23 protein-coding genes and 2 pseudogenes are annotated in these 22,949 nt (G+C 38.1%); 2 read left to right on the top strand and 23 right to left on the bottom strand.

Features of this window, described 5'->3' with window-relative positions; all coding sequences use genetic code 11:
- Window positions 1-21: 21 nt before the first annotated feature.
- The 6 genes from ACR1R9_RS20565 to ACR1R9_RS20590 form a co-directional block, all read right to left on the bottom strand.
- The gene (locus tag ACR1R9_RS20565; RefSeq protein ID WP_433923675.1) at window positions 22-702 is read right to left on the bottom strand and encodes a hypothetical protein; all 681 of its coding nucleotides are present in this window, start codon (window positions 700-702) and stop codon (window positions 22-24) included.
- Window positions 703-886: 184 nt separating this feature from the next.
- A complete protein-coding gene (locus ACR1R9_RS20570; protein WP_076291539.1) occupies window positions 887-1,174 on the bottom strand; it encodes a hypothetical protein in 288 nt (95 codons plus the stop codon).
- A 176-nt stretch (window positions 1,175-1,350) separates the two neighbouring features.
- Window positions 1,351-1,839, bottom strand: coding sequence for a DinB family protein (locus ACR1R9_RS20575; protein WP_076291538.1), 489 nt, complete (start codon window positions 1,837-1,839; stop codon window positions 1,351-1,353).
- A gap of 26 nt (window positions 1,840-1,865) precedes the next feature.
- Window positions 1,866-2,777, bottom strand: coding sequence for a helix-turn-helix domain-containing protein (locus ACR1R9_RS20580; RefSeq protein ID WP_076291537.1), 912 nt, complete (start codon window positions 2,775-2,777; stop codon window positions 1,866-1,868).
- A gap of 222 nt (window positions 2,778-2,999) precedes the next feature.
- Window positions 3,000-3,968, bottom strand: coding sequence for an alpha/beta hydrolase (locus ACR1R9_RS20585; protein WP_433922863.1), 969 nt, complete (start codon window positions 3,966-3,968; stop codon window positions 3,000-3,002).
- Between the two features lie 28 nt (window positions 3,969-3,996).
- The gene (locus ACR1R9_RS20590; protein ID WP_433922862.1) at window positions 3,997-5,061 is read right to left on the bottom strand and encodes an LLM class flavin-dependent oxidoreductase; all 1,065 of its coding nucleotides are present in this window, start codon (window positions 5,059-5,061) and stop codon (window positions 3,997-3,999) included.
- 303 nt (window positions 5,062-5,364) lie between these two features.
- On the opposite strand from ACR1R9_RS20590, the gene ACR1R9_RS20595 reads away from it, so the two are divergent.
- Together ACR1R9_RS20595 and ACR1R9_RS20600 are read left to right on the top strand one after the other, a co-directional pair.
- Window positions 5,365-5,949 carry a TetR/AcrR family transcriptional regulator gene (locus ACR1R9_RS20595; protein WP_099855863.1) on the top strand — a complete coding sequence of 195 codons (585 nt, stop codon included), beginning with the start codon at window positions 5,365-5,367 and terminating at the stop codon, window positions 5,947-5,949.
- A 142-nt stretch (window positions 5,950-6,091) separates the two neighbouring features.
- Window positions 6,092-6,823, top strand: a complete 732-nt coding sequence (locus ACR1R9_RS20600; RefSeq protein WP_433922861.1) for a hypothetical protein — start codon at window positions 6,092-6,094, stop codon at window positions 6,821-6,823.
- Between the two features lie 206 nt (window positions 6,824-7,029).
- Here the strand turns inward: ACR1R9_RS20600 and ACR1R9_RS20605 are convergent, their stop codons facing one another.
- The 17 genes and pseudogenes from ACR1R9_RS20605 to groES all read right to left on the bottom strand — a co-directional run bounded on the left by ACR1R9_RS20605 (window position 7,030) and on the right by groES (window position 22,805).
- Window positions 7,030-7,266, bottom strand: coding sequence for a hypothetical protein (locus tag ACR1R9_RS20605; RefSeq protein ID WP_433922860.1), 237 nt, complete (start codon window positions 7,264-7,266; stop codon window positions 7,030-7,032).
- Between the two features lie 118 nt (window positions 7,267-7,384).
- A pseudogene (locus tag ACR1R9_RS20610) lies at window positions 7,385-7,612 on the bottom strand (TCP-1/cpn60 chaperonin family protein); the annotation flags it as partial.
- A gap of 119 nt (window positions 7,613-7,731) precedes the next feature.
- Window positions 7,732-7,903, bottom strand: a pseudogene (locus ACR1R9_RS20615) (glutamine-hydrolyzing GMP synthase); the annotation flags it as partial.
- Window positions 7,904-8,263: 360 nt separating this feature from the next.
- On the bottom strand, window positions 8,264-9,049 hold the full coding sequence (locus tag ACR1R9_RS20620; protein ID WP_433922859.1) for a toll/interleukin-1 receptor domain-containing protein: 786 nt from the start codon (window positions 9,047-9,049) through the stop codon (window positions 8,264-8,266).
- On the bottom strand, window positions 9,046-9,642 hold the full coding sequence (locus tag ACR1R9_RS20625) for a hypothetical protein (RefSeq protein ID WP_433922858.1): 597 nt from the start codon (window positions 9,640-9,642) through the stop codon (window positions 9,046-9,048). The genes ACR1R9_RS20620 and ACR1R9_RS20625 overlap by 4 nt, the downstream gene beginning before the upstream one ends.
- A 60-nt stretch (window positions 9,643-9,702) precedes the next feature.
- Window positions 9,703-10,986 (bottom strand): hypothetical protein, encoded by a 1,284-nt coding sequence (locus tag ACR1R9_RS20630; RefSeq protein WP_433922857.1) that lies wholly within the window; start codon window positions 10,984-10,986, stop codon window positions 9,703-9,705.
- A gap of 880 nt (window positions 10,987-11,866) precedes the next feature.
- On the bottom strand, window positions 11,867-12,409 hold the full coding sequence (locus ACR1R9_RS20635; protein ID WP_433922856.1) for a hypothetical protein: 543 nt from the start codon (window positions 12,407-12,409) through the stop codon (window positions 11,867-11,869).
- 136 nt (window positions 12,410-12,545) lie between these two features.
- Window positions 12,546-13,199: a hypothetical protein gene (locus ACR1R9_RS20640; RefSeq protein WP_433922855.1), complete on the bottom strand. Its 654-nt coding sequence runs from the start codon at window positions 13,197-13,199 to the stop codon at window positions 12,546-12,548.
- Between the two features lie 992 nt (window positions 13,200-14,191).
- Window positions 14,192-14,611 (bottom strand): hypothetical protein, encoded by a 420-nt coding sequence (locus ACR1R9_RS20645; RefSeq protein ID WP_433922854.1) that lies wholly within the window; start codon window positions 14,609-14,611, stop codon window positions 14,192-14,194.
- Window positions 14,589-15,221, bottom strand: a complete 633-nt coding sequence (locus ACR1R9_RS20650; protein WP_433922853.1) for a hypothetical protein — start codon at window positions 15,219-15,221, stop codon at window positions 14,589-14,591. The genes ACR1R9_RS20645 and ACR1R9_RS20650 overlap by 23 nt, the downstream gene beginning before the upstream one ends.
- A gap of 328 nt (window positions 15,222-15,549) precedes the next feature.
- Complete coding sequence (locus ACR1R9_RS20655; protein WP_433922852.1) at window positions 15,550-15,867, bottom strand: hypothetical protein; 318 nt, start codon at window positions 15,865-15,867, stop codon at window positions 15,550-15,552.
- A 9-nt stretch (window positions 15,868-15,876) separates the two neighbouring features.
- Window positions 15,877-16,338 carry a hypothetical protein gene (locus tag ACR1R9_RS20660; RefSeq protein WP_433922851.1) on the bottom strand — a complete coding sequence of 154 codons (462 nt, stop codon included), beginning with the start codon at window positions 16,336-16,338 and terminating at the stop codon, window positions 15,877-15,879.
- 239 nt (window positions 16,339-16,577) lie between these two features.
- On the bottom strand, window positions 16,578-16,781 hold the full coding sequence (locus ACR1R9_RS20665) for a hypothetical protein (RefSeq protein WP_433922850.1): 204 nt from the start codon (window positions 16,779-16,781) through the stop codon (window positions 16,578-16,580).
- Window positions 16,782-17,288: 507 nt separating this feature from the next.
- Window positions 17,289-18,584, bottom strand: a complete 1,296-nt coding sequence (locus ACR1R9_RS20670) for a hypothetical protein (protein ID WP_433922849.1) — start codon at window positions 18,582-18,584, stop codon at window positions 17,289-17,291.
- A 1,185-nt stretch (window positions 18,585-19,769) separates the two neighbouring features.
- Window positions 19,770-20,681: a tyrosine-type recombinase/integrase gene (locus ACR1R9_RS20675; protein ID WP_433922848.1), complete on the bottom strand. Its 912-nt coding sequence runs from the start codon at window positions 20,679-20,681 to the stop codon at window positions 19,770-19,772.
- Window positions 20,682-20,818: 137 nt separating this feature from the next.
- A complete protein-coding gene (gene groL, locus ACR1R9_RS20680) occupies window positions 20,819-22,450 on the bottom strand; it encodes a chaperonin GroEL (protein WP_063564477.1) in 1,632 nt (543 codons plus the stop codon).
- Between the two features lie 73 nt (window positions 22,451-22,523).
- A complete protein-coding gene (groES, locus tag ACR1R9_RS20685; protein WP_024630746.1) occupies window positions 22,524-22,805 on the bottom strand; it encodes a co-chaperone GroES in 282 nt (93 codons plus the stop codon).
- Window positions 22,806-22,949 lie beyond the last annotated feature (144 nt).

Here is a 22,949-nt window from a genome sequence, read left to right on the forward strand (position 1 = left end):
TTATATTTCTAAGAATAATTGCTATAATTTCTGAGCCAGTTTCTCAAACTGATTAATATGAGGCTTAATCTCTTTTTCTACACTTTTGATAAAAGAACTAAATTGCTTCTGACTGAATTCATCTCCAACACCGACATCTTTGTATACTTTTCCTTTTTGATATGTAAATGAAAAGAAATAACCGACCTTCAATCCATCTAAAATATTTTCTGCACCGCCCAGTATTTTAAGACTTAAATTTGAATCCTTGTATGCAAAGTAATAAGGCGGGTCGTATTCTCCATGTCGTACATCATATCCTGAAATCCATTGGTCCTTTGCAAAGGTCCCATTCTGAATACGATTTTCAAGCATAGTTGCTTCGTAGGATATTTCTCTAATCTCCAGTTCACCCTTTCCATCCTTTTTGTCATTCTTCCAAAAGCCATCATACTTGAGGTCTGTAACACGGTCCTTATCACTTGTCACTGCTTTGTAGACACCATATCCTGAACGTTTGCCCGCTACCCAGTTTCCTTTATAAGTCTTGCTCTTTCCCCAGGTCATCGTCCCATAGCCATGGGGCTTGCCATTCTTAGTTTCACCATAATAAGTTACTCCATTTCCAAGCTCCAAGGTGCTCATTGAAGAGGCTGCATCTGAAGTGTGTGGAGACATGAACAATGATACACACAAGGTTAATCCCAAAACGTATAACAACATCTTTTTCAAAATTTCAATCTCCCTTTCGTTTTGATATAAGAATATCAATCATTCCTATAACAACTATTTAAATTTATAAATACCCTAGTATAATATCATTTTCACCCCAGATGCATCCATAAAAAATAGAAAAACCTCTGCCGACAACATGTCCGACAGAGGTTCACAAAGCATGCTACATTCATTAGAAATCAGCTGTTGCGATTTGAATTGTACCTGTTGAAGCACCTGCGGGAGTAGTCAACAAAGCAGCTACGAGCAGCAAATCAACAGACAACGTAAGGCTGTTGCCAGCAGGGATCAAATACGTGATCACTGGAGCGTTAACACGAGTCACAACCAGGTCTACCGGGAAAGGACCAAAGTTGTTAACCGTAATGCTGGCATTGGTTCCTCCAGCCAGGTTTTCGTAGTACGATTTGCCCACGCTTGCAGCCAAATTGTAAAATTGTTGCGGTAAAAGGATGGCCATGGAAATCACCTCCTTTTGCTTTGATACGGTATTCTATGCTTGAAATCTATTAATGTAACGGTAAAATGACCGTGTGATAACGTCCATTTTGATAGAGATGCTAGACTAAAGTAATCAAAAAGCCCCGCCAGATCATCCAGCGGAGCCACTTACATGAAACTCATATTGTGAGATTATTAAGCATACAGCATGAAAAAGTTCAGCTCATGCCCCTGCTGTTTGAGGTAATTATACAACTGTGAACGGTGATGGAATACATGCGTTAGTGTTTCAATCTGCCATTGAGCCTGCAAATGACCATGCTCCATATAGAAAGCTTTGGTTGAGCGGTTCAACAGATCTTCTTCGCTCAGTGATACAATATAAGCTTTGTAGGCTTCCAAATTGCCCCAAAGTGTTGCCTCCAGTTTTTCAATATCCTCGATCCCTGACAGGCTATTCTCTACCACACCAACCTCGGCTTCGCTCTTCTCCTGCATAATGGCAAGGTCCGATGCCGTGATTTGAATAAAATGATGGACCAGTTCCACCAGTGAACGCATATTGTCCTGCGGGCGGTACGCCCAATCCTCTGGACGGATCAGGCGGATCAGACTCGCCCCCGTACGTACTCCCGTTTCCAATTCATTGAGCAGATGATCCCGAATTTGCAATGTTCCATTCATATATGATATCTCCTTTACTATTATTCTCACGATCTAAGTATATCGGAAGAGACAACCGAGTTATTGTACAAATCGGACAACCTTTGTTGATGTTCTTTGGCAGCGGTCAGCGGAGTTTCTCCATAAAACTTGCGGAATTGACGAATCAAGTGGGCTTGGTCAAAAAAACCATGATTCAGGGCCAGCGCTGCCCCATCCGCCGTATGCCCCTGATGAATACTGCCCAGGACGCGGTGAAAACGAACCACCTCACTGAATCGCTTCGGACTGATTCCGATCCATTCTGCAAACTTCCGATTCAGCTGGCGTTCGCTAACAACTTCACGCATGGCCAGCTCACTGACGCTCATACGTCCCCCATCGATAAAGATGCGATGCAATGCATTTTTCATCAGATTATTCTCATATGTACTGGTTTGCACGGATAATGGAATCAGATAGGCATTCATTACCTGCACCCGTTCTTCAAAGGTTTTCGTTCCAGCTATCCGCTCCTGAAGCTCATTCAATCTGAGCGGCCAACATTCCTCAAGCGGAATTCGCATGTCCGTAAATCCTTCCAATGGCAAACCGTGAAAGACGTATGCTCCACCCGGAAAAAAACGTACGCCAAATGTGTAATCTGCGGAAGGAATGACATCGGATGACTCGGGCAGAGCGAACGGATGCGAATAATTGCCACAATACGCATAGGAATGAACCGAACGGACCGAGTCGTATGTAATCAGCATGTCCGTGCAGCCATCTGGCAATACCCGAGCGGGCACTGAGATCGTGTCCTGATCTCGCTCTCCCTCATGCGGAATAGAACCCGATTCCCAATAACAGGCTACATGAGCCATCAGGGAAACAGAGGGTATTTGCTCAATATAATACGTTTTCCTATCCGTCCCATTCATCTGAATGGGTCTGAACAGCGGATGCAGGCTGGGGTCCACGAACCATCCCTCCGTTACTAGCATGTATATATTTATCTATCATACCATTAACGGATAAAAATGAAGAAAAAAAGTGCCCCGCCGGACGATCCGACGGGGCTAGTCACACATCTATTTAACACGAGAAGGGGTTTACAAGACTTATCTTACCCCAGCTACCTTAACGGAATCTGAAATGAAGATGAAAAGAACATCAATTTTTATGAACAACGCCGGAGACATTTATTTCTCCCATGAAGGATTAAGCGCTCTAGCCATGGCACGAATATAATCCTGACTAGCCCGCTGGCTAACTTCCGCATCAGGTACAAACACTTCGAAGCAATGATAAGCACCAGGATATAGGTGCATTTCGACATCCACTCCAGCTGCCGCAAGGCGTGTCACATATTCGATTGTCTCGTCTCGAAATAGATCGAGCTGGCCAACACACGTATACATAGGAGGTAACTCTGCCAGATTTTCAGTTCTTGCCGGGACAGCGTAGGAAGGCATGTTGTGTCCTTCGTTTTCTCCCAATCCCTCCATCTCTCCTCTAAGGTACATACTCCATGCCTCCAAGTTATTTGTCCGATTCCATGTAGCATTTTGATCCGTAATTTCATGGCTCGAAGCCGAAATATTGCGATCGTCAAGCATCGGGTACAAAGGCATTTGGAAGATTAGACTAGGTCCACCTTTATCACGGACCATTTGTGCAAGCGCTGCAGTCAGTCCTCCCCCTCCACTTGCTCCAGCAATTGCGACCCTGGTGAGATCAATGCCGAGTGACTCTGTTTCGTCTGTCATCCATACAAGACCTGCATAGCAGTCATCAAGACCAGCGGGATAAGGATGCTCAGGGGCCAGGCGGTAATCAACCGATACAACTACGCAATGTGCCGCTTGTACAAAGCGCTCACATAACGCATCATCCATATCCGGATGTCCCAGCACATATCCTCCTCCATGAATCCACAACATCGCTGGCAACTTATCTCCAGTACGCTCAGCCGGTTCATATATTTTGACCTGCATGTCTCCTGCTGCCCCTGCAATAATTCTCTTTGTGGTGCGTACGTCTTCCGACTTCTCAATCGGTGGATTCATGAGCATCGCCCGGCTAACCTTCAGTCCACCCTTCAAATTAAAGCCCGGAAACTGGGTTAATGCATCTCTTAATTCAGGTACCACCCGATCTACAAAACTCATATACAATTCCTCCTTCAGTGTATGTTTTCTATGCTTTTTGTCCATGCTCAGCTTCCCACTTAGCCAACTCTGCCCGTACTCGAGGAGCGACCTCTGTTCCGAGCAATTCGATCGCTCTCATCACCTGATCATGCGGCATCGTAGCAATGGGAACGTACATCATGAAACGTGTAATGCCCACATTCTTGCGTAGATGAACAATCTTCCGGGCAACCGTCTCCGGATCACCTACATACAGAGCACCGTCGTGACTACGTGCAGCATCAAAGCTGGCACGACTGTAATGTCCCCATCCGCGTTCCTTGCCGATTTTGTTCATGCCCGCCTGAGTAGAAGGAAAGAACAGATCAGCAGCCAGCTCTGTATCTTCAGCCACAAATCCGAGCGAATGCGACCCTACGTTAAGCTTCGAAGCGTCATGTCCGGCATGTGCCGCTGCCTGCTTGTACAACTGTACAAGAGGGGCAAAATTACGTTCCGGGCTTCCGCCAATAATAGCCAACGTCAACGGAAGTCCCAGCAACCCAGCACGAACCACCGATTCCTGATTGCCCCCGCTGCCAATCCATATGGGTAAAGGACTCTGCACAGGCCGCGGATAAACGCCTAAATTATGTATTGCAGGTCTGTGCCCACCTCGCCAATTGACTATTTCTGACTTCTGCAGGTTGAGCAGCAGTTCCAGATGTTCATCGAACAGCTCATCATACTCACCAAGCTCGTATCCAAACAATGGGAATGATTCGGTAAAGGAGCCCCGCCCTGCCATAATCTCTGCACGTCCATTCGAAATGCCATCCAGTGTGGCAAAATCCTGAAACACACGTACCGGATCAGCCGACGAAAGTACTGTTACTGCACTAGTGAGCCTAATACGCTTGGTCAGGGATGCAGCTGCGGACAACACCATCGCAGGAGAAGAAGCGGCATAATCTTTACGATGATGTTCTCCTACGCCAAATACATCCAGCCCCACCTGATCGGCTAGTACGATTTCCTCCACTACTTCACGCAATCGCTGTGCATGACTTATGACCTCACCTGTGCGAAGATCGGGTGTCGTCTCCACAAACGAAGTAATTCCTATTTCCATAACTCATTTCTCCTTTATTCAAAATTGGACTGTTACTGACAAAATAAATTACCGATCGGTATGTTATTTAGGTAGTTAATATATCTTACTGTTTCGCCTAATGTCAATCATTTTATTTGCATCAAATCTATATCATATTTCTTAAATACATCATCAAAAAGACGTTTGTTTGACAAATAATTGAGAGTTATATAGTATATATCATACTGATGAGTAAGAAATACAATTAGCAAAACAAGATCTACATGATCCAATACAAAATATCTATACTTTAGAAAATATAAGTAACAAGGAGCATTTATTATGGCGAGAACTCGCGAATTTGACGAAGAGAAAGTACTGGATGCAGCGATGCAGCTTTTTTGGGAAAAAGGATATGAGGCCACTTCATTAAGCGATTTGACTTCGAGAATGGGCATCCAAAGGCCCAGTATATACTCCACTTTTGGAGATAAAAGAGAATTATTCGAAACGTCGCTACGGAAGTACACGATGGCTCGTGCCGCAGAGATGCGAACCAGACTGGCGGGTATTTCATCGGTAAAAGAGGCCTTTCGTACTTTTTTTGCAGAAATCGTGGATGAAGAATACAACGCAGAGCGACTCAGTCGCGGATGCTTTTGCATCAATACGATGGTTGAGCTTGCACCCCATGATGAGAAATTTGAAATTCTCACCCGGGAACATCAGATGTACCTGTCGGTCATCTTTCAGGAAAATATTGAGCGGGGAATGCGATCAGGTGAACTTAACCCTTCCCTGGACGCCAAGGCTGTCGCCCAAGCACTTATCGTATCGCTAATTGGACTGACCGTTTTTATGAAATCCCGTCCCAATCGTTCATTTATAGAAAACTCGATTCGAGTCACACTTTCCTTGCTGAATTAAATCCAAGCGATGATAAGAAAAAATAGCATTGCTGGCTAAAACGCCGACAGTGCTTTTTTGAGGTGACGAGTGCAGGTTTAAAGTTTCACGAAGGAACATTATAATGAAAGTAGGAAATAACGATGCATTATGAGGTGAGAATTTGCAATATCTGTTTACAATTCTATTCATCCTTAGTTTTATAGCCTTCTTCGTATTTCTTGTTTTGATGATCTTATCCATGAGGAAACATAACCGGATACCGATAAGGCATGTTATGCTAACGGCGGCATGTTTTGCAATTGCTTCGATCGGAATGTATGGCATATTGGCTTTACCTTCAAATCCTCCGCAATCATCTGGAACAGATCAGACGGAGAAACACGAATCAGGCGCTGATACAACAGAGGTAGATCACGCACCTCTAACCCAAACGAATGCCTCTAGCTTCTATATGACAGCAGAGGAATTCAAAAACAAGTTTAATGGCGCCGTGGGCAAATACCGACTGAACGGTTTGAGTATTACCCGCTTGAATATGAAAGCCTATTCAGAGCAGGATACTGGCGCTTTCGAGTATGTATTTAATGATGATTTACGATTGGTTGGTAAATTAAATTCGAATCAAAAAGTAAAAGAAGTCAGGTTATACGGGACTGGTGATGTCAGCGAACCAACGGGTGGAATCCTGTTGACTGCTATCGCTACTCTTATTCTGACAACCAATAATGAATACACATATAATGATGCGCAAGAGGTGATTCAGGATATCGGCATATTGGATCGCGATGTAAGTCAGAGTGAATTTGATGGAGCGAATGTTCGAAATGGATTTGAATATCACTTCAGCATTCAAGACAATGTTTCTATTTTTGGAATAACAACTGTTGATTGAGTTGCAAATGTGCAAACCAGTCGTTTAGATAGGAACGACTCAACATTCCTTCTCCCTTCTGCAAACTTCGTTAGCCTTTCCTTCATATCCACTCCTGCATCTGAATAAAGAAAGGCTCCCAAGTGGGAGCCTTTAAACTATTGATGGACAAAAGTTGTAAACATGTCCGTTAACAACAAAGCTATGTATGGCAGGTTCATTGATTACTACCTCGTGTATCGATCGATGTCATCGATCGCAGACTGGTGCTCTCTTCTATGATGATCTTCATGTTGTCGAACGTCGTTCTTTAATTTGGCTAAGAATCCCCACCCCATAAATATAAGTAAAAGCACGGTAATCAGCGCATAAGCGAAGCTATATAGATTCATATAGAAGTTGATGAAAATTGCAGCGAGCATCAAGCCTAGAATCCATAATGTCCACTTTGTACTCTTTCTCAAATGATTTCCTCCCCCAGTTATTAAAACATAAATTCAAAGCACCCTATCTAATTAATGAAAAAAGGCTCCCTTTCGGGAGCCTTTCATCTATCGGCATTAAAAGGTTTTTACACCTTTATTACATCATGCCGCCCATTCCACCCATACCGCCCATGTCAGGAACGCCAGCAGCGCCTGCAGGTTCTGGTTTGTCAGCGATAACCGCTTCAGTAGTCAGGAACATTGCCGCTACGGAAGCAGCGTTTTGCAATGCATAACGTGTTACTTTCGCAGGGTCAACGATACCCGCTTCGATCATGTTAACCCACTCGCCAGTCGCAGCGTTGAAGCCTACGCCAGTTTGTTGGAACGTTATGCAGGGTTTGTCACTCTTACTATATTAAATTGATATACAATGACCACTTCTTTTTCAAGTGCTTGCAATTTCAGTATAAAGCAGTGATTGTTGGATGTAAACAATGAGTGTTATTCCCACTCAATCGTTGCTAGTGGTTTGGAAGTTACGTCATACACGATACGTTTACGTTATCCACTTCGTTAACGATCCGCACGGAGATTTTCTCCAATACGTCCCAAGGAATACTTGCCCAGTCAGCTGTCATCCGTCGATAGAGGTTACAGCACTGAAACCTACAGTTTAGGAATGATGAGAGCTTTTAAATGTAATTACTGGTCAATTATCCAGTTGTTTTGTATATCAATCTTGGTGGGTAAACTGGTCATTTTCAAGTACAAATTGCTAAGAAAGTCACTGACGCAATTATACACTAACGGTTTTCAAGACCGCCCCTCGCTGTAAAACGCCGTCATCCTATATGGTGATTGACTTTATAGCACTTTATAATTGAACAGCTTTAGCGGTCTTTGTTAAAACGTTTTTTTGGGTATATGACCGTTGGATTGATACATTTTATTGTCTTCTTAAATATAAGTCAACATTTTTATTATAAAAATTCTATAACTCTGTAAGATTCAAACCTTATACTCAGCATCCCATCTACTTCCATATTGCTTGACCAACTTTGATTGGAAGTGCCTTGATAATTTCTTTGAATGCTTCAAGTTCTGTTTTAGGGGATTTCCAAACGTAATTCTCCAACATTTCTGGTATGACACCTTTAATACCTTGTCCATCCTCAAACTGTAATGTAATAATTGTAAACTGCTTTCTGCTTAGCTTTTCATTTATGGCGTAGTCGATTTCACTTTCTAAATATTGTTCGTCCTTAAATTCCGGAGTAATAAAAAAAACTACTGCACAAGATTGTTTGAACCCTTGCCGAATTGACCTCATTAATTGAACCCCGGCAGGCATATCTTCTTCATCCATCCATGGATCAAATCCAAGTTCTTTTAAAAGTTGGTAATACTTTCTGACCATTGGTTTGTTGGCTCCCTTGTGACTTAAAAACACTTTTTTGGGGGCTTTTTCACGTATTTCGTCTTCTGAGATAGTCAAACTAAAAATTCTGACGTCTCCTAACCCATCTTCAAAAGAAGGGGAAACATTTATTAAGCCATTCATCCATTGACATTGACTAAAAATTGAGGGATACGCAGTTCCAAGTTTTTTTAAATCAATGAAGTACATACCGTTCTCATTTGAAATCCAATCTTTCGTTTTAATTATCTTATTAACTACATACTCTATTTCACTGTCATGAATATTATTTTTAAAAAAGTAATCAATAGATAAACCATCATTAATATGATGGTCTTCATGATTAGTTAATTTCACATGTGTTTCATTTTTATCCTCAACAGTAACTGAAATTTTTCTCATGTAAGAATTTCTCCATTTTCTTTAAGATAATTTTGATAAAAGCGGTTAAAAGACTGCGCTACATTTAACGTATCATCAATACTAGCAGTTCCATCTACATTAAGATGATTATTTCGAAACGTTAAAACAGAATCACTGTTTTTAGGTTGTAATTTGATGTACTCAAAGTTGATTTCAGGTATTTTTAAAGCTTGTTTATACTCACTTGAATAATTTAATCCTTCACCGTAGATTAAGAACTTATCGAAATATTCATAATCGTCATCACCATCAATAAACATCTCGAGCAAATTATTACTAAATTCATGCTCAAAAAAGTACTCTATCAATTTTTTATTTGTTAGTTGAACAGGCATTAGACAGTCTGGTAGCGAATGAACCACTTCAAAATGCTCAATATGATGATTATTTTGACTTTCGTCTTTCAATATAATCCAAAAGATAGAGTCAAACATTAACAATATAATATTTTCGTATGAAACTGAAATAAACTTTTCTTCAAAACCATTCTGCTTAACACAAACTTTACTGTTATAATCCTTTTTGAGATGATTTAAGAAATGAATGATGTTTTTTCTATTTTCTCTTTTCATTTTATAATGGAACACTATTAATTCATTCATATTCCCACTTCTCTTTTCAATTATCGGATATTAAATACCAATACCTAGCATTTTTTTTATTTTATCCTCGTTTTTTAAAGCACTATCCATTAAGCTCCCAATAAAAACATCTTTCAAGTCTTTGTATGCATCTTTAACAATATCTTTAATTGTATGTTCATTATTTTCAATATAAATTCTCAATGCATTTATTTTGCTTTTATCATTCACAATTCCAGCCAATATTATATGTTTTCGTGGAATTTCATTTGCATCCAAAGTTGTGTAAACAAGTTTAAACTCAATTTGGAGAATAACTCGTTTACTAAGTATATGTGTCTTGACTTCTGATTTATTAAACAAATCCCCTATATCACAACCATAAGCTTGACTTTTAATTCTATCCTTCAAATCCTTATTCAGTGAATCTTCGTGGTCAAATTTAATGTCAACACATTGAAAGCTACTAAAGCTTGTTGAGTTTTCAATTTCCAAAAATAAATCCAGCAATTTGATAGTGTTAGGGTTTATATTGTCATAAACTTTGGCTGACCTTCCATCTTCTCTGAAGGAGAATTTAAGATGTTTACTCATTTTAGGTGTGGTTAGCTTAATTTTAGTGTGTTTATCATCCGCTAAAGAAATAAGAAAATTCGAAACAATAGTCTTTACCGAATTGAATTTCACTGAGTTAGATGTCTGAAAATATACGATTTGTTTATCAAAATATATCTCCACTACAACCTGATGTACCTCGAAATAATTCTTGCTCAACATATTTTGACTATTATAAACAAATCGCTCGTTTCTTCTTGTAAATTTAAAAAGACTTCCTTTAGAATTAGAGCCAAAATCGAGTAACTCAATTTCTGCATTAAAGGTATTTCTATCCGAATCTCTATCTTGCTCAAGGTTCTTTTTCCATTCTGAAATTTTACTATTTAGCGTGACTTCACTTATATCTGTGAATTTATAATTAAATGACATAAAAAAACCATCTGTTGTGTCCAACTCTGGATTGAATGCCGCTTGTCTAAACTGATGGAATATTTCTTTAGATAAGATTCCCTCCCCAAAGCTCTTCTCGAGAGCATACGTAACTTCACTAACCTTTTGTGCATCAGACGGTATTTTAATTTTATATTTGTTTATGATAGATGTTAACTCCCGTTGATTTAACAATTTTAAAGAATGTCTAAAAGTTGTGATTTCATCTACAGATGGCTTTATTGTTACTACCGGACTAATACTTTCACTGACTTTCATATTTGAAATACTATTTTCCTTAACTTCATGGTTACCTACAACCAGTATTGAATTTTCAGCATTCATCATATTTATAAGTCCTTCTTCCCGTCATCTAGTGAAATTGTAGGTATATTATCTCATATTCTAATTAGTAAATCATCAATATTTTCCATTATCAGAAGATATTAAGCTTATTTGTCGGGACAGATTGTTATCATATTTTATCATAGCACGAAAATAAGAACAAGCGTTCTCATTCCTTTTAAGTATCTTCATATAAATATTAAGACTACATTCCGTTACAGTTTTCAGAATGATTAGCTTCTGATAATATACCTTATCTGAAGTGTGGGAGGGGGATATTCGCCGGAACGGAATCAGAACGAGAATGTCGGGGCTACGCAAGGTCACACATTAAAACTGGATCTGTAAAAGGTTAATTCAATAGACTAGAGTGAGATCTCCTCCTCTTAAGGGAGTAGTAGGTAGGGAGGCTAAATCAGAAAAAAAATTACTGATAATATATAGAAAAACGGCTGCTTCAGATAAAAAAGCAGGGCTTCACTATTCCATAAGTGAATGACCCCCTTACCTTAAATATTTTTCATTTTACAAGAGCTGTTCTTTTATATATTCTTTATTTATAAAGCGCAACATCAAGCAAATTTCTTATAACCTCTGATTACCTAACCCGTAGCTAAAGTAAACAATTCAATAAATTTGTCTTGTGCTGTAGTTATATTAAAGGTAACTCGTTTGATACTATCCAACATAATCACCGCCAATCTGCGTTCAAAATAATTCTCTTAGTTTGATTATCCTAAAAAAACGTGGGGTTTCCAACTCTTGGACTCATATTGGGTACATCCCGTCAGGACTCCCTTCAATGGTCACGAAAAAAAACACACTAGACCGTTGTTCTACAGTCAAGTGCGTTTCATCATAATCACCACAAAAGCCCTAGAGTTTAATCGTATAAAGACTTATTAATCTTTTCAATTTGGGCAAGAGGTTCTTTCTTCAACCAAAATTCTACTTCTTCCATACTATTCTTATTTTTATCCCTTCGTTGAATAATCTCTAGCATCAAATCATTTGCTTTAGGCTTTATTTTCTCTTCAATGAGCGCATAATCCAAATTACTCTCCAATTTATCTACATAAAATTGAGCAGATAAATTTCTGATTCTCACCTTTTCTGAATTATGGTACTTTAGTTCCTCATATTTAATGTCTGACGAGAAACCATTTGTGAACTGAACTTTATTATCCAAGTTATTATATTCTATTGAATTTATATAGAAAAACTGGCTTGGATACTCTAATTTAAACAGCCATTTAGTTACAATTTTTAAATTATCCATCATTTCATCAACTGTTTCAAATTCACGAATTTTATAATGGTCAATTTTAGAGGGACTGGTATTAAAGGTTTTAACATATTGTTCTGCTTTTTCTCGTGACAGAAATACGTGATGCGGAAAGTCTCTACAAACAACGTAAACCTTCATATTATAACCCCAATCCTTATAGAATTAAGTCTCTATTTTCAATATCCTATTACACCTAACTTACAAGTTGGATTGTTAACAAGGTGCGCGCCTACCTTTATATCAAACTCCCACCAACATTGATAGAGATGTATAATCATAAGGAATCCCATAAATCACCAATGGAAGCTCTCCTTTTTTCTTCAAGTAATCTTCCAATCTCATTTTCTGCATATTTAGCTCTTTCATGAAACTTGCCATACTCCTTCATTATACTAGTAAGAAAAATAGGGAATTTCCCTACAACCTTTATTCTCAATTCATTCTTTTTTCTATTTTGATCTACTACAAAGTCAAATTTATAGCTATCACTTCTTAAACCTGATTCTAATCCTGTCTTAATTATATTATGATTTTGAAATAATAAACCGAGTCTTCCAAACAAGTATGCCACCTCTTCTGAAAGAATAGGCGGGATATTTTCATCCCGATATTCCGAGTATCCATATGTATTCTCTTTTAAATGCCACCATAAATTATCTTTATCGAAGTGGATATCAACAAACTCACTAGCACTTCTAGCTAACTTTTCCACTTCATTTTTTAACTTCTGAAGTTCTGAGTCTGTCAATTTCCCTGCTGTCTCTGGATTATCAACAATCAGCTTTCTGGCATATGATTTAAACCATTCCTCTGTGAAATCAGATAAGACTTTCTTAAATCTTAACCTTAATTGTTCCATCTCTGTCTTAATTTTAATTATTTCTTGACGCTTTTCCCCAATAAGCAAATCGTATTCTTCTTTTGGCAATTTAATTCAGCCCCTTCATAATTTATTCAGAAATACAAAACGTACGTTCTTATTATATCATAAACCTAGATTTAGCCCACTACCCTGTTAAACAACTCATCCAAATAATGATTGATCTTCTTTGATAAATTATCAAGTTGAATCTACAAACCCTTATTCCTAATCTCGGAAGCGTCTAGCCGCTGGATATCGATTAGAATTGAAATTAAAACGAAAAAAACTAATGATTATACGAGTGAGCCTTATCGTAGCTACGATATCAATTTTATAAATAAAGATATCCTTGTTAATTAAATTCGGAGTTGCTGAAAGTATGTGTTACAGGATTTTCAAGAGTAAAGCTTTGCTCTTCAACTGTTCTACGAATCCACTTTCCCCATAATTGTGATTATGTGAAAAGAATTACAAAGTGCAGCTCACATGCTTTATTTTTGAAGAATTTTAACCTGTTCAGGTGGTTTATTACTCGATCCTATACCTTTATTCGAGGGTGTGAATATCTCTTTCGTATCGCATATTTTTTGATACCGAAGTTTTCTCGCAACAGTTCATAGGAGAAGAAAGGGATGAATAACTTGTTTCAATAAACAAACCATAGATTGTACAATTAGCTATATCTATAAAAAAGTACCTACATCAATTATCACGCAATCTACGCCCCCTTAGAACTTAGGCTTCCAATAAGTGATGAGCACCTCAGTATGATTCTTTTCTTGGTACATTCACGGACATATAGATAGCTCAACGAAAAAAATGAGCAGTCTAGAAAATTACAGACTGCTCATTGATTTTTCAACTAACGTATCCCGTTAGCTTTATTAGAATGGATTTTCTCCTTTAAGAAAAGGAATAATAATAGCATAAACAGAGCCAATAAATAAAATCCAAAAGGCTATTGATTTTATACGTTTTCTGAAGATATCGTTATTATTATTCACAAATAGTAAACAGGTGAGTGTATAAATAAAAACAATAAGTATGAGAGCCCAAATTTATGGTAATTGCATTGCTCTAGCCATAAAAATCTCATCTACTTCACTCACGGACATCCCAAAATGTTTACTAGCTTTCTCAAGTACAATGGGGTCGTGTATTTCAGGAACGTAATTGTTTCCGTAATTCGTTAAGACATCGAACTCCTGCATCATATACTTGTAAACTATGTCAGCATCACTGTTTTGAGTATTACTTGTCTGTAGGCTTTCACTTTTATAATATGCAAAGGAAATTGAGGTAATTCGTTTTTTTCTGTAGAGTGCTACGTAATCATTAAAGCTAAATGGAGATTCATCCTCATAAAAATCATTCAAGTATTTGTAATAATTGATTAAATCTTCGTTTCGGCCAGTGTAACCCTTGGGAATGCTGTACAAGGACTCTAATGCTTTTTTATCTTCTCCCAGCTTGCTCATAGATATGATACATAGAAAGGTGATACATCATCTGGAGATCCTGACTTGGTGTTTGGATCTTATCAATAAACTCCCTTATTAGTGTATATTGTCCTGTGGCTAAATAGCCGTTCACCTCATCCCAAATTGTCTCGCTCTCGATCGCTACTATCTGAGAATCACTCGTACTAAAAGCGTATGTATATCCAATCATTTTTCCAAGGGTCTCTTCGGACAAAACAAACTCACCCTCAAGATTTTCGCCTTGCTTACCAATTATGTTTTGAACTGAGTCGGGCTGTATTATAGCTGCTTGAGATGTGATTCGAAGACTATACACTCCAGGTACTAAACCTTCTCCATTATTAGAGAGCCACTCACTTTCTATCATACCGTTATTGACTTGAACTTTTGCCTGAGCAGAATATTCATCTTCACCTGTTACAGATAGAACAAGTTTCGTTTCATTTGGTAAATTAGTGATGCCGGTGAATTTGAGTCGGTTTTCCTTATCAAAATCTTCTGTTACGGTAAGTTCAACATGGAGACTACCGCTCCCTTTCCCTGAGCACGCACCGATTACGAGAATTATACTAAGGAAGAGTAGTATAATTCCTGCTTTGATTTTCATATGTTTGATGTATACCCCTCCCAATTTTATTACTCTTTATATCGGAGAGATAGTCTTGAATGTTGATACCTGTAAAGATTCCAGCTAGTTCGCAAGTATAGTTTGCATAAGAAGAAGAGATAATAGTTTTACTTATTGAGCAAATTATTACAGTTTCAGCTTGCCCTAAGTGAAAAATCCTACTACTCAGTTGAATTCATCATTAAACTAACCTGCCCGTTAGTTTAATGAAAAAGACAGCCGATTAACTTACCGACTGTCTAAATTTAATTATCATAAGTCGTTTTAATAGGGATTGGTAGTGCGTTCTATACGATCTACATTTTACTTAGTCATCATCATCCTCATCGTCGTACATAGCTTCTATACTTGACATTTGGTACTCTTCACTTTCCAAGTGGAAGGGTTTGATTCTACTTTGCTCGTATTTCATCGTCACTAATCTATCTATCAATTCATTACTAGATAGTAACTTCATGAACTTCTTTTGATCTATCAGCTTCCTCTCAATCTTCCACATTAATTTTTCAATGGCAATAAGTCGTTCATTAGTCATAGAACAAGCTAAACTTACATTCTCGGATAATATTCCAACCTCTTCTTTGAGCTGCTTAATTTTGTCTTTAATAACACCCTCATCTTCCACACTTTCACCTCATTTATTTTCAAGATTAGCAAACAATTTATCGAAGACATTACTAAGTCTTATTAATGCTTCAGTTGTACTTTCTGAAAGAAACAACTCATTACACATAGTACATTCGGCTCCCTCCAAGGATATTGATTTGAATGTACTCAGGCTCAATTTTACATTTACTTCAATATCAATAATTGGAACCTCATTATTGCCGCACATTGGACATTCAACTATACTAATACTTCCATAATCATTGTTTTCTCCTTGTTTTTGATACTTTTCATTTCGTTCCTCGATACCAACTTCCCCATAAAGAATCCCCCATATTTCTTCAATTTTTTTATTATGGAGAGAAGTGCCCTCTTGATCATCTATATAATCTTTGTAGATTTCATCATATTGATTATTCTCTGCTTCAAATAAAAAATCGTACGATGTCGATTTAATTTTGGTTTTTAATTGTCTTTCTAGCCCCTTCATTATGTTGGTCTCTAGTCATGATTAATTACCTCCTTGTAAATAAAATTCCGATTTTATTTAGTTATTGAGAATTATCTTTCATGGTAGTGTTTTAAATTGACTTTTCTTATACCTAAAACAAGTGTTTCTTCATTTGTTTCACTGCAAATCAGAGAAATAAGAATGAATGGATTCTGTTTATAACCCACTAGGAAAAACGCAGTCTTCTCTTTCGACGATATCAACTTCAAATTCTCCTGTTAAAAGTTTTGCGTAGTTAAACTTCCATTTTCATTAGTTAAACCAAGAAATTCGCCTGATTCCCTGACTTGCTCGACAGCCACTAAATAAACTTTTCTTTTGGCAAATATCTTGCCCACAGCGGGTGTTTTTGATATTTCTCCTATAAACATCTGATCCCCATTAGAAAAGTTCAAATTACTGTTTTCCTTAGTATTTCCCATGTACAACTCAGTCCTTTCAAGATTACTGTTATTGTGATTTAGTTTTTATGTTCGCTAGAGCCACCCCCTTATGGTGCCAAAGAAAGTAGCGATCCAATAATCCAAATAAAAAAGCAGAGAAGCTATAGTAGCCTCTCTGCTTTTTCACAAACATATAAGTTAGATTTGAAATATAGGTATATGAAACAATTCATATTCGCTCATCTCTTTCTTTTAGCATGCATATAACGACATGATAGCATAGATATTTTTAAATCACTATATTTTAGTAAATGAGCATATAATTTAAAGAAACTAAAGAAAGTAGTGTATACTAAAAAGGCCTGACGCGGCAAACGCTCCGCGTTTGTCCTTGTCCACGAGTCGTTTCGCTACGCTCATCGACTCGCATGGTATTACTCATATTATATTTTCTTTCTTGTACTTTCTCTTAAGGATTCGATTTAAAAACCCTTATGTTTATTGGGTTTATCTTATGCACTTAGGCAGTCCTAGTGCCTAAGTGCATTAGAGATGCCAGTCACTTGGTAGTTCGTTAATAATCGCATTCATTGGAGTTACTTCAAAATCCTCACTAGTTAAATACCTTTGTAATAATCCCCGCATTCGTCTACTAGGGATATAAATATTTATTGGTTTATTTTCACGAATGCGACTTCTCCAAATCCATTGTATAAGTTCAGACAATGCCCAAGCATCAGCATCTACTATAATGCCATTCTGTCTAAAAAAACCTGTTTCTATCGGTCTCATATACCTATTTACTAAATATACTAGATTATATTTTTCTCTATATTCATTCGTTGCTCTGGACGTAACTGAAATATAAGAATCTGCGTATGATTTTGGGGCAACAAGCTTCTTAATCTTTTCCTTACTTCCACCTTTAAATGTTGTCCAAAGTGCATTAGTGTTATTTGCCTTTCTTTTATTTGTTAGATAGTTATATGCATTGTTCTTTAATTTTTCAAAGTTTTTTTTATTTTCAGCATTTCCAAACCAGCTATACGACAGAGCACTACTTTTATTTCCAATATCATTTAGATCACCTTCATATATTGCCATCTTCTCAGCCAGTAAGGTCTTATTTAATTTATCCCTACTTTCATATGGTACAAGGTCGTAAACTCCACTTGAAAATACAACAGATAAATATTTATATTGTAATTGGTATAGATCAAAATAATATCTTTGAAGTTGCCCTTTAAAGAGATATGTCAGTATATAAACATCTTGGAATAAGCTGAAAATTTCAACTGGGAAAGACCATATTAAGGCTGAATTTTGATAATGTAGTAAAGAATTAGATAGGGCCATCCTCTTTATATCATTGAATCTACTTTCGTGTTTTAAATGCTCATGCCATTGAATGTATTCTAATCCATTCTCTCTCTTCTCAAAACTTATTGCTCCAGCTTTCTTCAATAGCTCCAAGTCATTTTTCTTTAATTCTACTTGTTTAATGACATTCAGCACCTCGTCTAGTATAAGAATATATTTATTATTTTGAAGCAATTTTCTTGTGTGATCATCTGATCTCATAAACAAATTGTGTGTAGTACAAATATCCTTTCCTTCGCCAAGTAATCTGTGTAAATCATCTAATTTAGTGTCCCCATGTTTATCATGTGGTTCATAAAAAGTTCTGTTTACTACTGATTCTTTGACTCTAGTAACCTCATCAAGAAATGGTGTCACATAAATAAACTTGTATTCATCAAGTGGAACAGAGTTCATATACTGAATAGCCCACGATGTTTTACCATATCCGCATGGAGCATCGATAACGTTTATTGTTGTCATATTACATCTCTCCTTTAACATACTTATTCAACTTAGTCTTTAAACTGTCAGAGACCACACATGATTCGTTGTTCAACCATTTAGAGAGATGGTTTCGCGAGATTCCTATGTTGTAAGCAACGAAGGTAGTTGATTTCCCATATTTCAGCTGTAGTCTCTGTAATGCTCCCCTTAATTTCTTGTCATTCATAACCATCATCTCTCTTTCATAATTTTGTGAATCTGTGATATAAGGAACAAAAATAAAAAAAACTCCGATTTCTCGGAGTCATTCGCTTTATATAGTGTTTTTTTAGATATTAATTACTGGTTTTTGGATCACATATAATTTTTGGAGCGGTTTCAGTTTCGTAATGTTTGAAATTCCACGAAACTCTTTCGTAGCCTTTCGTGGAATACGAGATTTTTTAGAAAAGTTTCGTAGTGTTTTAGTTTCGTAAAGTCTGAAACTCTACGAAACTCTTTCTTAGTATTTCGTAGAGTACGAGCTTGTTTAAAAGAGTTTCGTAATTGACTAAATAGATATTTAAAGAATCCATAGAAAGATTCTAATTATCGAATCAAAATGCTGTCCCCCTTTCGTATCGCGAAATATCAATCTAGAGAATTAGCGTGTATTAGTTCGGGGCTACTATTGGGCATGGAGAGTCAATTTCGACTGTAAACCACCCCCGAGTTCAAACCTCTCTATTATAGTTATATAAATGTACTTTAAAATCCACGCATCATAAAAAAAATTATACATATCAAAAAATACTAACCAACAAGAAGGACTGAATTTTCATGAAATAACAAGCAAAGTGGTAAACTTAAAGTCAGAGGCGGAAAGAAAACAGCCATAGACAAAAAGCAATCCCTTTATGTCAACATGATCAGAAAGAAACTTTATCTGCTATGAGAAGTAAAGGGGACACTCACAAGACCTAACGTTATAAGCTTTCACTTTCATCCATTTGAGCCCCTATCAGCAATAAAGCATAAATGTGATCAGGACACTTTAGTGGCTTTAGAATCCATTCTGGAACGTCAAAGGGTATTGAATACTATTAAAGTCATATCTTTAGTACAACATAATCTCTCTCGAACACTAATGCTCCTCCTCTCTTATATAAAAAGAAAATATCCTATATATACTTATATAAGAGCAGAACAAAATCACACAAAATAGCCAAAAAACTTATTTAATCAAATTTCTAAATTGTTAAGTGGATTAAACCGATCATTCTGTTCCCTAAGCTCATTCCCCCACATAGCTACATATTTCATCGTCACCGATATATTTTGGTGCCTCATTAGTTTCTGAATTGCAAATGCACTCATTCCCGACATGGCAAGTCTATGGCAGAATGTATGTCTGAAAGTATGAGGCGATACACGAACATTCGGAAAGTTCATTTTCTGACGAAGATACTTAAACACCAGCATTAATGAGTTTTCCGTAAGTTTAGTATAATCACGCTTGGTAAAGACAAATTCATTCCCTTTACCCCAATGCTGTTTACAATAGGTCTTATAAGCCAGGAATTCCTTTGTAAGCTTATTCGTGAGAGGCAGCGTCTCTCTTCTTCTAGTTTTACCAAAGACGGTTATAGACTGATTCTCAAAGTCAATATCTGTCCACTTTAACCCAATCAACTCTCCACGTCTTATTCCCGTTCCCAGTATTGTTACAATAATCATGTAGTCTCGATAAGCACAGTAGCTTTTCTCTCTACGCTTAATTCTTCGATAGAAATTCAACATTTGATTGATCTGCTCGTCACTAAACACTTCAATTTTCACATCTTCCTTGAGTAACTTAACCTTCTTAGCTGGACTGAGTTTAACAACTTCACATTCAACCATATAGTTAAAAAATGCTCTAATTCTCATCAACTTGGTATTGATTGTGCCTGCATTATTACCTTTGTCTTGACACTTCAATAAGTAACTTCGAATGGTTGAAGTCGTAATATCCTCTACATTAACAACTTTATTCTCATTGCAGTAATCAACAAACTCGCCTAGCATAGTTAGGTAATTACGGATGTTCACTTTCGTTGTGTTTTTAAACTTACGATCATCCAAAAAATCCTGAAATGCAAATTTCAACAACACAAAAACCACTCCTTAATAAGATATTAAGAAGTGGTCATTGTATCATTTATAATTTGTAACAGTGACTGCTTCACAAACCCTCAATCAAATTGACCGAAAATTTGCTCTGCTAGACACATGAGATAAGGTCAATGACCTTACATCATGCCGCCCATTCCACCCATACCGCCCATGTCAGGAACGCCAGCAGCGCCTGCAGGTTCTGGTTTGTCAGCGATAACCGCTTCAGTAGTCAGGAACATTGCCGCTACGGAAGCAGCGTTTTGCAATGCATAACGTGTTACTTTCGCAGGGTCAACGATACCCGCTTCGATCATGTTAACCCACTCGCCAGTCGCAGCGTTGAAGCCTACGCCAGTTTGTTCTTTTTTCAGACGTTCCACGATTACGGAACCTTCTTCGCCAGCGTTAGCTGCGATAGTACGGATTGGTGCTTCCAAAGCGCGCAGGACGATGTTTACGCCTGTTTGCTCGTCACCGGACAGGGCTACGCCTGCAACCGCGTTGTATACGTTCATGAGCGCTGTACCACCACCGGATACGATACCTTCTTCAACCGCAGCGCGAGTTGCGTTCAGGGCATCTTCGATGCGCAGTTTGCGTTCTTTCAATTCTGTTTCAGTAGCCGCACCGACTTTGATTACTGCTACACCGCCGGACAATTTAGCCAGACGCTCTTGCAGTTTCTCTTTGTCGAACTCGGAAGTTGTTTCTTCCAGTTGTGTACGGATTTGGCTTACACGTGCATCGATATCGGATTTGTTACCAGCACCGTCAACGATGATTGTGTTTTCTTTCGTTACACGGATTTGACGAGCTGTACCCAGTTGTTCCACAACAGCGGATTTCAGGTCCAGACCCAGTTCTTCCGTGATCAATTGGCCACCAGTGAGGGCAGCGATATCTTGCAGCATTGCTTTACGACGGTCACCAAAGCCAGGAGCTTTAACAGCTACAGCGTTGAATGTACCACGCAATTTGTTCACAACCAGCATCGCCAGTGCTTCGCCTTCGATATCTTCAGCGATCAATACAAGCGGTTTGCCTTGTTGAACGATTTTTTCAAGCAATGGCAGGATTTCTTGCGTGTTGGAGATTTTTTTGTCTGTGATCAGGATGTACGGGTTGTCCAAAACTGCTTCCATTTTGTCCGTATCCGTGATCATGTATGGAGAGATGTAACCGCGGTCGAATTGCATACCTTCAACCACTTCCAACTCTGTAGCGAATCCACGGGATTCTTCAACCGTGATAACACCGTCTTTACCCACTTTTTCCATAGCTTCAGCGATCAGTTCGCCTACTTCTTCGTCAGCTGCAGAGATTGCTGCAACTTGTGCGATGGATTGTTTGGTTTCAACTGGTTTGGAGATGGATTGCAGTTCAGCTACAGCAGCTTTAACCGCTTTGTCGATCCCTTTACGGATACCGATTGGGCTAGCGCCTGCAGTTACGTTTTTCAAACCTTCTGTAATCAGCGCTTGAGCCAATACAGTTGCAGTTGTTGTACCGTCACCGGCAACATCATTGGTTTTGGTTGCTACTTCTTTAACCAGTTGTGCACCCATGTTCTCGAATGCATCTTCCAGTTCGATTTCTTTAGCAATCGTTACACCGTCATTCGTGATGAGCGGGCTTCCGAATTTTTTCTCCAGAACCACGTTACGGCCTTTAGGACCGAGTGTTACTTTAACTGCATTAGCCAATGCGTCCACACCACGAAGCATGGAACGACGAGCGTCTTCACTGAATTTAATGTCTTTAGCCATGGTAAGAAAACCTCCCTAGTATATTGTGTAAAATGGTGTTGCTATATGGTTCGGTTAACCGATTAAATTTGAATTAGTCGAGAATCGCGTGAATATCGCTTTCTTTCATAATCAAATATTCTTTACCTTCGAACTTGATTTCTGTACCGGCATATTTGGAGAAAATAACGCGATCTCCTTCTTTCACTTCCAGAGCTACACGTACTCCGTCTTTCAATACTCCAGCGCCAACAGCAATAATTTTACCCTCTTGCGGTTTTTCTTTAGCGGAGTCCGGCAGTACGATCCCGAAAGAAGTTGTTTGCTCTTGCTCCAGTGGTTCTACCAATACGCGTTCACCTAAAGGTCTGATCATGAAAAATAGCCTCCTTTTGAAATTATATAACGTTACATTGTAGGTTGTAGCCATATGTATTAGCACTCGACAGTGTTCAGTGCTAACAACCAACTTTATGATACTTCAACTTGAAGCATGATTTCAAGTCCTTTTCATGAATTC

Source organism: Paenibacillus taichungensis (assembly GCF_050994985.1).
GTDB classification, from domain to species: Bacteria; Bacillota; Bacilli; order Paenibacillales; family Paenibacillaceae; genus Paenibacillus; species Paenibacillus taichungensis.

Bases quoted from the DNA above. Each gene is read 5' to 3' on its own strand.
- ACR1R9_RS20645 (WP_433922854.1), bottom strand. From the start codon at position 14,611: ATGAGCAAGCTGGGAGAAGATAAAAAAGCATTAGAGTCCTTGTACAGC.
- ACR1R9_RS20670 (WP_433922849.1), bottom strand. From the start codon at position 18,584: ATGACAACAATAAACGTTATCGATGCTCCATGCGGATATGGTAAAACA.
- ACR1R9_RS20595 (WP_099855863.1), top strand. From the start codon at position 5,365: ATGGCGAGAACTCGCGAATTTGACGAAGAGAAAGTACTGGATGCAGCG.
- ACR1R9_RS20570 (WP_076291539.1), bottom strand. From the start codon at position 1,174: ATGGCCATCCTTTTACCGCAACAATTTTACAATTTGGCTGCAAGCGTG.
- ACR1R9_RS20565 (WP_433923675.1), bottom strand. From the start codon at position 702: ATGTTGTTATACGTTTTGGGATTAACCTTGTGTGTATCATTGTTCATG.
- ACR1R9_RS20650 (WP_433922853.1), bottom strand. From the start codon at position 15,221: ATGAAAATCAAAGCAGGAATTATACTACTCTTCCTTAGTATAATTCTC.
- ACR1R9_RS20575 (WP_076291538.1), bottom strand. From the start codon at position 1,839: ATGAATGGAACATTGCAAATTCGGGATCATCTGCTCAATGAATTGGAA.
- groL (WP_063564477.1), bottom strand. From the start codon at position 22,450: ATGGCTAAAGACATTAAATTCAGTGAAGACGCTCGTCGTTCCATGCTT.
- groES (WP_024630746.1), bottom strand. From the start codon at position 22,805: ATGATCAGACCTTTAGGTGAACGCGTATTGGTAGAACCACTGGAGCAA.
- ACR1R9_RS20590 (WP_433922862.1), bottom strand. From the start codon at position 5,061: ATGGAAATAGGAATTACTTCGTTTGTGGAGACGACACCCGATCTTCGC.
- ACR1R9_RS20665 (WP_433922850.1), bottom strand. From the start codon at position 16,781: ATGGGAAATACTAAGGAAAACAGTAATTTGAACTTTTCTAATGGGGAT.
- ACR1R9_RS20625 (WP_433922858.1), bottom strand. From the start codon at position 9,642: ATGAAAAGAGAAAATAGAAAAAACATCATTCATTTCTTAAATCATCTC.
- ACR1R9_RS20620 (WP_433922859.1), bottom strand. From the start codon at position 9,049: ATGAGAAAAATTTCAGTTACTGTTGAGGATAAAAATGAAACACATGTG.
- ACR1R9_RS20635 (WP_433922856.1), bottom strand. From the start codon at position 12,409: ATGAAGGTTTACGTTGTTTGTAGAGACTTTCCGCATCACGTATTTCTG.
- ACR1R9_RS20585 (WP_433922863.1), bottom strand. From the start codon at position 3,968: ATGAGTTTTGTAGATCGGGTGGTACCTGAATTAAGAGATGCATTAACC.
- ACR1R9_RS20660 (WP_433922851.1), bottom strand. From the start codon at position 16,338: ATGAAGGGGCTAGAAAGACAATTAAAAACCAAAATTAAATCGACATCG.
- ACR1R9_RS20630 (WP_433922857.1), bottom strand. From the start codon at position 10,986: ATGATGAATGCTGAAAATTCAATACTGGTTGTAGGTAACCATGAAGTT.